The sequence below is a fragment of the Bradyrhizobium sp. CB1717 genome (genome assembly GCF_029714325.1).
In the GTDB taxonomy this organism is placed as follows: Bacteria; Pseudomonadota; Alphaproteobacteria; order Rhizobiales; family Xanthobacteraceae; genus Bradyrhizobium.
This window is the reverse complement of record NZ_CP121666.1, coordinates 946,171-959,211: the sequence shown is the minus strand read 5'-3', so window position 1 is coordinate 959,211 and position 13,041 is coordinate 946,171. Positions and strand designations below refer to the sequence as shown.

Here is a 13,041-nt window from a genome sequence, read left to right as displayed (position 1 = left end):
TTCCAGCTTTTCGACTTTCTCCTTAGCCGCAGCTTCCTTCGCTGTAGCATTGGAAATCCCGCTGACGTGTTTCGCATATTCGTCGGCGACTGTCGGGCTCGATCGACTGGCGGTTCCTCGAAGACCGGTTCGGCGCGGTCTATGACGATGATCCCGGCAGGCCGCCATTGCCGACCCGCTTGATGGTTGGGCTCGCCATCCTCAAGCACATGCACGACCTCTCGGACGAAGGGTTGTGCGAGCGCTGGGTCGAAAATCCCTACTATCAGCTGCTTTGCGGCGAAGAGTTCTTCCAGCACCGGCTGGTGTTCGACCGCTCCTCACTGACGCGCTGGCGGCAACGGATGGGCGAGGATCGCCTTGCGGTATTGGTTCAGGAGAGCCTCTCTGCCGCGGTGCGGCTGGGCGCGGCGAAACCCACCGACTTCACCCAGGTCATCGTCGACACCACGGTGCAGGAGAAGGCGATCGCATTCCCGACCGATGCTCGACTGATGCATCGGGCGCGCGAGAGGTTGGTGCGGAGCTGCGCCAATCCTACGTCCGCGTCGGCAAGATCGCACTGATCCGACATCAGCGCTACGCCCACGCCAAGCACTTCAATCGGGCGAACCGCGCCTTGCGCACGATTAGGACCATGCTGGGCCGCGTGATCCGCGATATTGGTCGCAAGATCGCGGATCGGCCGCAGCTGGAGGACGTCTTTGCGTTGCCGCTGTCGCTGGCCCGGCAGGTCCGCGAACAGCGGCAACGGCAGCGCGGCAAGAAAATTTATTCGTTGCACGCGCCGGAGGTCGAATGCATCGGTAAGGGAAAAGCTCACAAGCCCTACGAGTTCGGCGTGAAGGTGAGTGTCGCCACGCCCGTTGATCGCTGCAAGGGCGGCCAGTTTGTCGCCCATGTGAAAGCGTTGCCGGGCAATCCGTATGACGGACACACGCTCGCGACTGTCATTCCCGAGATCGAGGCCAGCGTCGGCGCTTGCCTGACCAGGATCGTTGCCGATGCTGGCTATCGCGGTCACAACGCGCCGAAAGACAAGATCTTCAAGGTCTATGTCGCCGGCCAGAAGCGTGGCGTGACCGCAGCAATCAAACGCGCCTTCCGACGCCGATCCGCGGTCGAACCGGTGATAGGCCATCTCAAGAATGAGCACCGGATGAACCGAAATCATCTCGCCGGCACCCGCGGCGACGCCCCCAACGCGGTCCTTGCCGCCGCGGGCTACAACTTCCGGCTTCTGATCCTCTGGCTCACGACTTTGTTTGTCCGGATCTGCTGCGCCTTCCTGTTCGCCGGCGCCTGGTCATCCCGTCAACAGACCTCATGATCAACGTTCTTCACGGTCGACTAAATCGTGTTCGACATGCTACTCATGATCCGCATCGCTAAGCTTGCCACCCGCCAAAGTCCCCAGCTTATCAACGTCGGCTACAAACTGGGGTGCCTCATATAGAGTAGGCAGCCCGCCAGCAATTGTTTCATTCTTCTGAACCCCAGTTTCGAATTCGACGCCCCCGACGGGTATCGACGACGATTGCCACGTTTCCGCCACCTCCATCAACTGCAAGGGTTGATAGTTGACGGGGTCGCAAGCGCCGCCTGAGCGGCCGGTCGATGGGCAAAGTGCATGTCGGGGCGGTCGCGGATGCTGTCCGCCGATTGTTGATTAAGTGGCTTGACCCGAAAATGTCTAATCGCGGTTACCCCTCCTGCGCGCCCTTCGAGCGCATTAGCATGACAAAGGTCAGCGCATCGACAGCGAGTCAGTTTCCTGATTACAGCTGCTCCGCGTGTCCTCGTTCCGGCCGTATCGACCGTTCGTCGGCCATTGGATGCAAGTGTTCCCGCTCGCGGCGAAGCTTCGACGGACGAGCCGCATCCCCCCACTTCGTTCCGGGCGGACGATGCATCCGCAGTAAGACGGGGGCGTGTGTAGGGCCGCCGATAAGGCTCGGCGCCGCATCGAGTTAAGAGTCCAGGATTCCTTGCTGCGGCTGGCCTTCTCGATCACGGCCAGTACCCTCGTCGATACATGAAATTTGAGCCGCTAAACGGGCCTAGCGACATCCCGAGAACTGGCTATTCCAGGAGGTCTCACAGGACTCCCAGCCGAGTTCGGGATTGAACGTAAACGGTACGAGAGGGCCACGGACTTGGCGCGGACGGCCTACGCGCCACGCTGGAAGCGTATAGGCATCCAGAACTGCCGCAGGGCCTCGACGGTTGCTGGAATGTCGCGCCAGGCGTTTTGGACGATGGGTTGTGTTCCCAGTGTGCGCCGGGCCGGGGGCAGAAAGGGCCGACCGGCGTCATCGATGCAATGGACCAGGATCGGCCGCAGCATAAGGTGTTCGGTTCCGTTCGGGGAGAGAAGCCGCGACCAGACGAGAAGCCGAAGCTTCATGACGGCGTAGAAGCCCATGCACCAAGGCTGCGGGTCGACGTCGCCGTCCGGCGATCGCACGAACAGCGGCTCGAAGCTCTCCGGTCTCGTCGACAGCGTCTCGCTGATCGCGTTGTGGCGCATCAGCGTGGCAGCGATCGCCGAGAACTCCTCGGTGTCGTGATTGAAGGCGTCGGGATCGACGCCGAGGAGCGGGCACACCCATTCCTCGGAGGCCATCGAGACCGGCCCAGCGACGACCGCGGCCACTGCGCCGTCGAGCATGGAGAGCGACGTCGCCCGCGGATGCCGAAGCGTCGGCGACCTGGCGCGCTCGCTCATCCATTGCCCGAGCCGCTCGAATGACATGGCATAGTCCGCCATCGTCGTCTTGACCGGCTTATGCGTTACTCGCCGTTGCTTCCGCTTCGTCATGCCACGGCACGCTTTTCGGCTTCGCGCGCTGCCTTCCAGTTCCAGGCCAGAAGTTCATGAAGCTGGTTGGTCTTCGTGGCGCCGCTCACCATGCGTTCGAGAACGTCGACGAGATAGGCCTCGGGGTCGAGGCCATTCAATTTGGCCGTGTTAAGAAGCGAAGAGAGTACCGCCCAGGTCTCGCCCCCGCCTTCGTCGCCGCTGAACAACGAGTTCTTTTTTCCGATCGCAATCGGCCTGATCGATCGCTCGACCGTGTTGCTGTCCGGCTCGATCCGCCCGTCATCCAGGAATGCCGTCAGGCCCTGCCAGCGTTCGAGCATGTAATCGATCGCCTTGATGAGCGTCGAGCGGCGGGAGATCCCGTCCTTCACCGCGATCAGACGAGCCTTCAACGCCTCCATCAGCGGCTTCGTCTCGGCCTGTCGCGCCGCGCGGCGTTCCCCGGCGCCGAGACCGCGGATCCTCTCCTCGATCGCGTAGACGGCTGCGATGCGCTCGATGACCTCCGCGGCGAAGGGTGAGTTCGTCGTCTTGTGCACCCTCACGAAGTTGCGGCGCGCGTGAACGAGACAATACGCCAGCTGGATCTGGCCCGACATCTTCGCATCGCCGGCCAGCGAGGCGTAGGCCGCATAGCCGATGGAGTGGACGCCCCCCGACGGCATCAAATGTGCCAAAGTGCGGGTGTTTAAGACTCGGTAAGGAGGACGTCCATGAACGAGATTAGCATCATTGGTTTGGATCTGGCAAAAAACGTATTTCAGATCCACGGCGCGGGGCAAGACGGGAAGGTTGTTCTACGCAAGAAGCTCAACCGCGGCAGATTGCTCGAGTTTTTCGCCAGCTTGCCAATCTGTGTGGTCGCGATGGAGGCCTGCGCCAGTGCTCATTACTGGGGACGGGAGATCGGTAAATTCGGTCACGATGTCCGGCTGATCAATCCCTCCTACGTGAAGCCATTCCTCAAGCGCCAGAAGAACGATGCTGCGGATGCGGAAGCGATCGCCGAAGCCGCGTCGCGCCCAACGATGCGCTTCGTCGGCGTCAAGAGCGCCGAGAAGCAGGCTTCTTCCATGGCATTCAAGGTTCGCGACCTGTTGGTTCGGCAGCGAACGCAGACGATCAATGCGTTACGCGGACATCTGATGGAATACGGCTTGATCGTCGCTCAGGGTATCAGACACATCCCTCGTTTGAAGGAGCTGATGGAAACATATCACGACCTGCCCGATCTCGCCCGCGGCCTTTGCCAGGATCTCCTAGAGCATATTGAATCCCTGTCGAGCAGATCGCAGAGCTGGAGAAGTGAAATGGACCCCGATTTTGGGACCAGAGGCTTAGTTGGAAAAAGGCCGCTCCGTCTGATAGACGGAGTGAGCAATGACGAAGAAGACGAGACGCAAGATCGACGCGGCACTGAAGGCAAAGATCGCGCTGGAGGCGGTGCGGGAGCAGGCGACGGTGGCCGATTTGGCCCAGCGCTACGAGGTTCACCCGAACCAGATCTATGCCTGGAAGAAGCAACTGCTGGAACAGGCGGCCCGGGCCTTTGACGCGGGTGTCGGGCGGGAGAGCGAGGACGCTCGCGAACGCGAGATCGAGAAGCTGCACGCCAAGATAGGACAACTGACAGTCGAGCGCGATTTTTTAGTGCGGAGGTCCGGAAGATGAGCACGCCGGACCGTCGAGGAATGCTCGATCGCGCCGATAAGGCGCTGTCGATCCGCCGGCAATGCATGTTGCTTGGCATCGCGCGCTCTGGCGTCTACCGGCCGCCCCGGCCGGCCAACGACAACGACCTTGCTCTGATGCGGCGGATCGACGAGCTGTTCACCGCCTGGCCGTTCCTGGGTTCGCGGCGAATGACCGCGATGCTGAAGGCTGAGGGGCTTCAGGTCAATCGCAAGCGCGTGCAGCGCCTGATGCGCAAGATGGGCATCGCGGCGCTGGGACCGAAGCCGAACACGACGAAGCCGGCGCCGGGCCACAAGATCTATCCCTATCTGCTGCGCAACATGACGATCGACCGGCCGAACCAGGTGTGGGCGGCCGACATCACGTATTTGCCCATCGGCCGTGGCTTTCTTTATCTCGTTGCCATCATCGACTGGGCGAGCCGTGCAGTTCTGGCGTGGCGTATCTCCAATACAATGGATACCTCGTTCTGCCTCGTTGCGCTCGACGACGCTCTGGCACGGTATGGCAGGCCGGAGATCTTCAACACCGACCAAGGCAGCCAATTTACGAGTGCGGCCTTCACCGGCGCGTTGGCGGGCGCAGGGATCAAGATCTCAATGGATGGCCGCGGTCGTTGGATGGACAATGTCTTCATCGAGCGGCTGTGGCGGTCTCTCAAGCATGAGGACATCGTGTGCTGTGGAAGTCAGGCTTCGGCATGAAGCCTGACGAAGCTTTGTCAGAGATGGAGGATGGCCCTCCGAAGTCGACCTGCAGGGCTAGACGTCAAACCACTCCGAGCTGCGAGGGTAAAGAGCCCTGGTAGTGAGCGTTGGAGGAAAAGGCGGAGGAAACTCCGTCAGGTGAGATCCGAGGAGACGAACGTAAGTAAACCGCTGATGACGTGTCGTAACGTGTTCTATCGACGTCGAAACCGGGATCAGGATGTCTATCCCGCGAGCAAGGGTTGGGGAGCCTGCCGACTGCCCAACCGGCGTCCGGCATGAAGGCGGCGTGACCTCGGATCAGGCTTTGACAAGGAACACAGGAACCTGTCGCTCCGATGTGAAGGGAGGACTCCAAGCGGCTCGTCGCCGCAAGGAGCAGAGTACCGATGCGGAGCACAGGGGCGGAAACGCCCGTATTAGGGACGAAGGCGCTGTAATGGCACTGGACCGAAGGGGCGTTGTCATCCGGCTTTACGCGGTCGACAACCCGAAAGGGGATGATCGGCATGAGTAAGGCCAAGCCGTTTTGTATTGCCAAACGCGATGTGTGGGAGGCGTATAAGCAAGTGAAGGCTAACCAAGGGGCAGCTGGTGTTGACGGGCAGTCGATCGAAGACTTCGACCGAGATCTGAATAAGAATCTCTATCGGATCTGGAATCGGATGAGTTCGGGCAGCTACTTTCCGCCTCCGGTGCGGCGCGTTGACATACCGAAAGGCGGAGCTGGCAGCACGCGACCGTTGGGAATACCAACGGTCTCGGACAGGATCGCCCAGATGGTGGTCAAGCGTTATCTTGAACCGATCCTGGAGCCCGTGTTCCACATGGATTCCTATGGGTATCGGCCAGGGAAATCAGCACATGATGCACTGGCTGTGGCTCGGCGTCGATGCTGGAGCCACGATTGGGTGCTCGACCTCGACATCAAGAGCTTCTTCGACGAATCGACTGGAGCCTTCTGATGAAGGCCGTGCGCCGCCACACCGACTGCAAATGGGTCTTGCTCTACCTGCAAAGGTGGCTGGAAGCGCCCGCGAGCATGCCGGATGGAAGCTTGGTCAAGCGCACAAGAGGAACTCCGCAGGGGGCTGTCATCAGCCCGCTGTTGGCGAATCTCTTTCTTCATTATGCGTTCGATGTGTGGATGAGCCGAGAATATCCGGGTGTCCCATTTGAACGATATGCTGATGATGCCATCGGCCATTGCCGAAGCGAAGCGGAGGCGCGTGACTTGTGTCGGGCGCTCGAAACGAGGTTTGCGGAATGCGGGCTACGGCTGCATCCGGAAAAGACCAAGATCGTGTATTGCAAAGATGCCAATCGCTCCGGCGCTTATCCGGAGCAGTCGTTTGACTTCCTCGGCTATAGCTTTCGGCCGAGGATGGCGAACAATCGACACGGTGAGCGGTTCGTCTCATTCAGCCCGGCCGTCAGCAAGAAGGCCGGGAAACGGATGCGGCATACCGTGCGCAGGTGGCGGCTGCATCGGCGCAGCGATCTTGAGCTGGTGGAAATCGCCAAATGGGTCCGTCCAGTCCTGACGGGCTGGGTGCGCTACTACGGGCGGTTTTATCCCTCGAAGCTTCAAGAGGAGTTGCGCACGATCGATGCCTACATCGTTCGATGGGCAACACGAAAATACAAACGGTTCCGAGGACACACGTTGGCGGTATGGGAATGGTTGCGATCGCTGAAGCGACGCAATCCAGGCCTGTTCGCTCACTGGGTTGCCGGATCAACGGTTGGATGACGGGAGCCGGATGAATCGCGAGGTTCACGTCCGGTTCTGAGAGAGCGCGGGGCTGCAATGCCCCGCGCCACTCACCTATCTCAAGGGCTATGCCGACGGTCGCGAGGCCAAGGCAGGAATCGCAAACTGGATCGCCTTCTATAACGGTCGTCGCCTTCATCAGGCACTCGGCTATCGCGCGCCGATGGCGATCTGGCGCGAACGGATGCAGGCTGCGAAGGCTGTGGACATGATGGACAACGCTGACGAGACTGGGCAAGAACGTCTCGCAAAGCCTGACAGGATCGAAGTCTGGGCAGCCATAGCAGTCCGTGCCGGGCAGCTTCTGCTTCTACGAGTCTATGGCAGCCGCGTTCTCTTGATATGGAATCACGCCGGCCCTCGCGACTACTTGGCCAGGCTTGCGATGAACCCCTGAATGCCGAATATGCTTAGTACCCGGGTGAAGTTATAGCTCAGCACCATCAGGCTGCACTCTCCGCGCACCTTGTCAAAGCCACGCAGCAAGAATTGTCGGTATCCAGCGCGGCACTTAAGTGTGCCGAAGGGGTGCTCGACCACGGCGGAACGGCGTCGCATCATTGCGCCGGCATCGCGCATCCGGGCCAGATGTCGCTCGACAACGTCCTCATGCTCCCAGCGGTAAACGATCCGCAGCTTCGCCTTTTCCGTCAGGCAGGCCGCGCGCAAAGAGCAGGAGCCACAAGCAGCAACGCGGGCCGCATAACGGATCTGTAATTTGCCGGCAGCATCCTGTTTGCGACCATTCATCGGCTTGAGCCGTTCTCCTGCCGGACAGTGGTAGACATCGGTATCGGCGTCATAGTGGAAATCACCACGACCAAAACGTCCCTGTGCAGCGAGGCGCTGATTCCGTTCCGCTGGCGGGACATAGGCAGTGACCGCATCCGCTTCGCAGGCCTTCAACGTCTCACCGTTGTAGTATCCGGCATCAGCCACTGCCGTTAGTGTTGCTACCCCAAGTGCCGCCTTGGCCGCCGCTGCCATCGCATATAATTGGCCACTGTCATTGCCGTCATTGACCACCTCGCTGGCGACGATCAGCTTGTGTTTTTCGTCGACAGCGAGCTGCACATTATATCCGGCAACCGTGTGGCCTCCCTTCGTCAGGAGGCGAGCGTCGGCGTCTGTGCGCGACAATTGTAGCTCACCGTTCTCCTCCAGACGATCGAGATCCGCCTTAGTGCGGGTTCGTCTCGCCATCAGTGCCGCCAGCTTTTCGGGTGTCGGTAGGTCTCGTATGTCTTTGCAATCGATCGACGAGGGCATCTGCGCGGCTTCAGCCGCATCGTTCGCCTCTAGTGCGTTTGCATAGGCTTCTATGTCGCATTCGAGCGCCTTGAGGCGCTCCGCCAGCTTCCTCTGCGTGGTGATGCTCGCTTTGCTCGCATCGCCACGAAAGAAGGCGCTATCGATGGCCACGAGTTCACCACCCAGCAGATCGAGCGAGCGCGCCAGAAAGACGAAGTCTCTGTTCGCGGCCTTCAACGCCGCCCCGTTCTCCTTACGGAAATTGGCTATGGTTCGATAGCCCGGAACGAGCCCGCGCAATAGCCAGATTAGTTCCAGATTGCGCCCTGCCTCTCGCTCGAGGCGACGCGAGGAGCGGATCTGATTGATATAGCCGTAGAGATAGAGCTTCAGCAGATCTGCCGGATCATATGGCGGCTGTCCCGCTCCGCTCTGGCCCCCAGCGTGTCGAAAACCAAGTGCAACCAGATCAAGGTTCGCAACGTAGGCGTCGATTGCCCGCACCGGGTTGGCCGCGTCGACGTAGTCCTCGACACGCGGTGGCAGGAGGCTGGTCTGCTCGCGGCATGAACCGCGTTTGAATGCACGAATCATCATGCGAAGAATCGTACACCATCGCGCGCCGAGGATTCTTGCCCAGTCTCTGACACGTTGACCACATGCCCACAGCAACAGCAGCAGACAGGGTTTCTCGCAGCGTGATAGAAACGGATCAGGAGCGGTCAGTTTCCAACTAACAAACCTGTTCAAGCTGTCCCGCTCCGCGGGTCCATTTCAGATAAGCCGTCGTTCGCTTGACGAGATCGGCAGCGTCGACGCCTAGGGTGTTTAGTCCCAGACTTTGATGGTGCATCCTTGTCGGACGATTCGAAGGAAGCGCTATGGGACAGATTTTACACGGCTGCGCCACCACGACGGAGGCAGTCCGTCGAGCAATACAAAATAGTCAAGAGAGCCTGAGAGGTCTCGCCAAGCGCTACGGAATCAACCAGAAGACTGTCGCGAAGTGGAAGCAGCGCGAGACTGTCACCGATCGTTCGACTGGCCCCAAGGAAGCCAAGTCGACTGTCCTTTCCATCGAGGAGGAGGCGATCATCGTTGCTTTCCGGCAGCATACGCTGCTGCCCCTCGACGATTGCCTCTATGCGCTGCAGCCGACCATCCCGCATCTGACGCGGTCATCCCTGCATCGCTGCCTCCAGCGTCACGGCATCAGCCGATTGCCGGAAGTCGGGGGTGGCAAGCCCTCGAAGAAGAAGTTCAAGGCTTATCCGATCGGCTACTTCCACATCGACATCGCCGAGCTCCAGACCGCCGAAGGCAAGCTCTACCTCTACGTCGCAATCGATCGCACCAGCAAGTTCGCGTTCGTGCAACTGGCCAGGAAGACGGGAAGGACCTCGGCCGCGGCCTTCCTCGAAGCTCTTATTGCGGCCGTCCCCTACAAGATCCACACGGTTCTCACCGACAATGGGATCCAGTTCACCTTCCCACCGCGCTATGCGGACGGCCCGACAGCAAGATACGCCACGCATATGTTCGACATGCGCTGCCGGGAGAACGGGATCGAACATCGGCTGACTAAGATCAAGCATCCCTGGACCACTGATGTGATCGACAAGCCCTTTCTTCGTGGATTTGGGTTATTCTCTCCCGGCGTGCGGGCGACCGCGTGGCGAAGAGCAGGGGGCGAGAGGTGAGAGCCTTGCCGCACAGCCATCATCATCGTTCCTCAGTTGCGGCGCCCGCACGTACTCTCTTCGGTCCGCGCGGATTCCAGCCTGTCACGAAGCGCGCATAAGCCGTTTCGGCCTGCTCGACCCAGCGGCGCTCCTCCTCACGCAAACTCTTGATGTTGTAAGCATGCGCCGGCCTGCGCCGGCCCCTTCTGGCCGCGTGTGGCCTTGTGGCCGGCCTTGAGTTCGAGATCGCGAAGCTTTTTTGCGTGGAGCAAGGGACGCGCCCACGCATAGCTCTCGCCCTTGACCAGGAGGTGCCAGATCACGACAGCAAGTTTGCGGGCCGTCGCGACGGCTGCGACATGCTGACCGCGACGGGCCCTGTTACATTCACGCGGCTTATAGTTGGGGATGAAATCCGACAACGATTATCGGAACACATCCCCGCGCCGCTTCCGTATCCCATTCAATCCGGCCTCGGAAATTCCGACCGAACCCAAAGTCCAGGGCACGCGCTGGCTCAACGAGGAGGAATTGTACAACTCTATCGCTGGCTGGAATGCCCCGATACGCCGGTTCATCCCTCCTATCCTCGCGCTGTGCAGCTGATCATGCTGACCGGTCAACGCGTCGAGGAAATCGCGCGCTTGCATGTCGATCAATGGGATGCGCCGGAGAAGATCATCGATTGGTCCAAGACCAAGAACCTTCAGCCGCACGCCGTTCCAGTGCCGTCGATCGCTGCTGAATTGATTGAGTCGATCAAGCCAAATAAGTACGGCTGGTTCTTTCCCTCAGCGAAGGAGCCATCCAAGCCCGTGAGCCACGGTACGCTCTATAGCTTCGTTTGGCGCCAGCGGGACCGCGGCGTGATCCCCTACGCAACAAACCGGGACCTCCGGCGAACCTTCAAGACCCTGGCCGGCAAGGCCGGCGTGTCCAAAGAGATTCGAGATCGTCTGCAAAATCATGCGCTCCAAGACGTCAGCTCCAAGAACTATGATCGCTGGCATTACATGCCCGAGAAGCGCGCGGGAATGGCAAAGTGGAACAAGTTCGTGCGCGCCATGCTGGCGAAGACGCGTTTGAAGGTGGCCGCATGAGCAAGCGACCTTCCAAGTCCCTGTCTTCCCGAAAAGGCGCCAAGCCAACGACCGAAATTGACGCCCAAAGCTATTCGGCGTTCGTCAGCGACCTTAAACGGAAGATTGCGGAGGCGCGGCATCGTGCCGGTCTCTCGGTGAACCGTGAGCTGATCCTGCTCTATTGGAACATTGGACGCGATATCCTCGCGCGGCAGGACCGGGAGGGATGGGGTGCCAAGGTCATCGATCGTTTAGCCGATGACCTTGGCCGAGCCTTCTCTGAGATGACCGGGCTCTCGGCCCGAAACCTGAAGTATATGCGCGCCTTCGCGGAGGCGTGGCCGGATGGCGGATTTGTGCAACAGGTCGTTGCACTTTTGCCTTGGGGCCATAACGTCCGCCTGCTTGATGCAGTCAAGGCGCCCGAGGAGCGCGCTTGGTGCGCCCGCCAAGCGATCGAACACGGATGGAGCCGCAACGTCCTCATCCATCAGATCGATAGCAACCTGTTCGCGCGCCAGGGCAGCGCGCTCACAAATTTCTCGCGAACCCTGCCAGCCGAGCAATCAGAACTCGCCCAGCAGATCCTGAAAGACCCCTACACTTTCGACTTTCTGTCGCTTGGCCCCGAGATGCTCGAGCGCGACCTCGAACGTGGACTGATCGAGCACCTCCGATCGCTGATCCTCGAACTCGGTAAGTGTCCGACCGAAAAATAAGTTGAGTGATATCAGCGAGTTCTGATTCCATCGGTGTTGCGAAGCATCAAAGGGATCGAGAATGTGGACTGATATCACCCGGGCACAGTTTGCCCGAGAGGAGCTGCGTTTGCCAAGCGACTTGACGGATGCGGAATGGGGCGTGCTGGAGAGGTTGCTTCCTGTGCGGGCCAAGCGCGGGCGGCGCCCGAAATGGAGCTATCGCGACATCGTCGAGGCCGTGCTCTATCTGCTGCGCGGCGGATTGCCGTGGCGCATGCTGCCGCCGACTCTGTTTCCACCAATGACCACGGTGCAGTACTATTTCTACCAGTGGCGCGACAACGGATTGTGGCAATCGATCAACCACGCACTCCTGATGCTGGCGCGCGAGGCGATCGGCCGGGAGGCCTCGCCGACGGCCGGCGTGATCGACAGCCAATCGGTCAAGACCACGGAAAGTGGCGGCCCTCGCGGCTACGACGCGGGAAAGAAGATCAAGGGTCGAAAGCGCCACATCGTCACCGACACCCAAGGGCTCCTGGTCGGAGCGATCGTTCACGCTGCCGACGTCCAGGATCGCGATGGCGCGCCAGATGTCCTGTGCAGCATTCGCTACCGCTTCCCCTGGCTGCGCCATATCTTCGCCGATGGCGGCTATGCCGGCGAAAAGCTCAAGGCGGTGCTGGAAAAGATCGGCCGGTGGACTGTCGAGATCATCAAGCGCTCCGATGCCGCACAGGGCTTCGAGGTGCTTCCGCGCCGCTGGGCGGTCGAACGAACCTTCGCCTGGCTCGGCCGCAACCGCAGATTGGCCAAGGACTTCGAGCGAACCATCGAAAGCGCAACTGCCTGGCTCTTCCTCGCCTCTGTCCAACTCATGACAAGGCGCATCGCAGCGGTAAAAACAGCAATGCAATTTTGAGTCAGGCTCTAAGAGTTGAGTAAAGTTGAGCAACGGATTGGCCTCTTGCAAGAGAGATGCCGATGGGCGCAGAGCCACAGCCCACCAGGGTTGAATTTTTGAGCAACGAAGAGTCCCGACGATTCGCTACCTTCGTTCTTCGTTCGCTTCGTCTCATAAAATGTCAGAGACTCACCGCCCTCGGCCTTTATTCGCACGCTGTCGCTGGATAGCAACTCGGCAAGCGTATGGCCTTGGGCAGTCTCGCGCTGGATTGTGCCACCACCATGAAGTTCCCGGTTCTACCCATTTCGACAGAAACTTTGCTTCCGATTAACTTGGAAGGTAATTCTACTAACGGTTGATACATCGATTGATCCCGACTTTGGTTTGGAATCCCAGCACTTGACCGAGCGATACGAGC

7 protein-coding genes and 6 pseudogenes are annotated in these 13,041 nt (G+C 59.9%); 9 read left to right on the top strand and 4 right to left on the bottom strand.

The genetic code is table 11. The annotated features are described in order from the left end of the window. Positions 1 to 86: 86 nt before the first annotated feature. Positions 87 to 1,330: pseudogene (locus tag QA649_RS04475) on the top strand (IS5 family transposase); the annotation flags it as partial. A gap of 840 nt (positions 1,331 to 2,170) precedes the next feature. Here the strand turns inward: QA649_RS04475 and QA649_RS04470 are convergent. Both QA649_RS04470 and QA649_RS04465 read right to left on the bottom strand, forming a co-directional pair. Further along, positions 2,171 to 2,770: a UPF0149 family protein gene (locus tag QA649_RS04470; RefSeq protein WP_283023151.1), complete on the bottom strand. Its 600-nt coding sequence runs from the start codon at positions 2,768 to 2,770 to the stop codon at positions 2,171 to 2,173. 47 nt (positions 2,771 to 2,817) lie between these two features. After that, positions 2,818 to 3,594, bottom strand: a complete 777-nt coding sequence (locus QA649_RS04465) for an IS66 family transposase (RefSeq protein ID WP_283023150.1) — start codon at positions 3,592 to 3,594, stop codon at positions 2,818 to 2,820. Between QA649_RS04465 and QA649_RS04460 the strand changes: the two are divergent. From QA649_RS04460 to QA649_RS42890, 4 genes and pseudogenes are all read left to right on the top strand, one after another. Further along, positions 3,538 to 4,059, top strand: a pseudogene (locus QA649_RS04460) (IS110 family transposase); the annotation flags it as partial. The gene QA649_RS04465 and the pseudogene QA649_RS04460 sit on opposite strands and share 57 nt — an antisense overlap. A gap of 432 nt (positions 4,060 to 4,491) precedes the next feature. Further along, positions 4,492 to 5,223 carry an IS3 family transposase gene (locus QA649_RS04455; protein WP_283023149.1) on the top strand — a complete coding sequence of 244 codons (732 nt, stop codon included), beginning with the start codon at positions 4,492 to 4,494 and terminating at the stop codon, positions 5,221 to 5,223. Between the two features lie 503 nt (positions 5,224 to 5,726). After that, a pseudogene (locus tag QA649_RS42895) lies at positions 5,727 to 6,538 on the top strand (reverse transcriptase domain-containing protein); the annotation flags it as partial. Positions 6,539 to 6,610: 72 nt separating this feature from the next. Continuing rightward, the gene (locus QA649_RS42890) at positions 6,611 to 6,979 is read left to right on the top strand and encodes a group II intron maturase-specific domain-containing protein (protein ID WP_349254093.1); all 369 of its coding nucleotides are present in this window, start codon (positions 6,611 to 6,613) and stop codon (positions 6,977 to 6,979) included. 387 nt (positions 6,980 to 7,366) lie between these two features. On the opposite strand, the gene QA649_RS04445 is transcribed toward QA649_RS42890, so the two are convergent. Further along, positions 7,367 to 8,848, bottom strand: coding sequence for an IS1182 family transposase (locus QA649_RS04445; RefSeq protein WP_283023148.1), 1,482 nt, complete (start codon positions 8,846 to 8,848; stop codon positions 7,367 to 7,369). Positions 8,849 to 9,132: 284 nt separating this feature from the next. On the opposite strand from QA649_RS04445, the pseudogene QA649_RS04440 reads away from it, so the two are divergent. Next, positions 9,133 to 9,873, top strand: a pseudogene (locus QA649_RS04440) (IS481 family transposase); the annotation flags it as partial. Positions 9,874 to 9,973: 100 nt separating this feature from the next. Here the strand turns inward: QA649_RS04440 and QA649_RS04435 are convergent. Beyond that, positions 9,974 to 10,307 (bottom strand): annotated as a pseudogene (locus QA649_RS04435) (IS110 family transposase); the annotation flags it as partial. A gap of 8 nt (positions 10,308 to 10,315) precedes the next feature. Between QA649_RS04435 and QA649_RS04430 the strand changes: the two are divergent. From QA649_RS04430 to QA649_RS04420, 3 genes and pseudogenes are all read left to right on the top strand, one after another. After that, a pseudogene (locus QA649_RS04430) lies at positions 10,316 to 11,033 on the top strand (site-specific integrase); the annotation flags it as partial. After that, the gene (locus QA649_RS04425; RefSeq protein WP_283023147.1) at positions 11,030 to 11,734 is read left to right on the top strand and encodes a PDDEXK nuclease domain-containing protein; all 705 of its coding nucleotides are present in this window, start codon (positions 11,030 to 11,032) and stop codon (positions 11,732 to 11,734) included. The pseudogene QA649_RS04430 and the gene QA649_RS04425, both read left to right, overlap by 4 nt. Before the next feature lie 61 nt (positions 11,735 to 11,795). Further along, positions 11,796 to 12,638, top strand: a complete 843-nt coding sequence (locus QA649_RS04420; RefSeq protein ID WP_283023146.1) for an IS5 family transposase — start codon at positions 11,796 to 11,798, stop codon at positions 12,636 to 12,638. Positions 12,639 to 13,041: the final 403 nt, after the last annotated feature.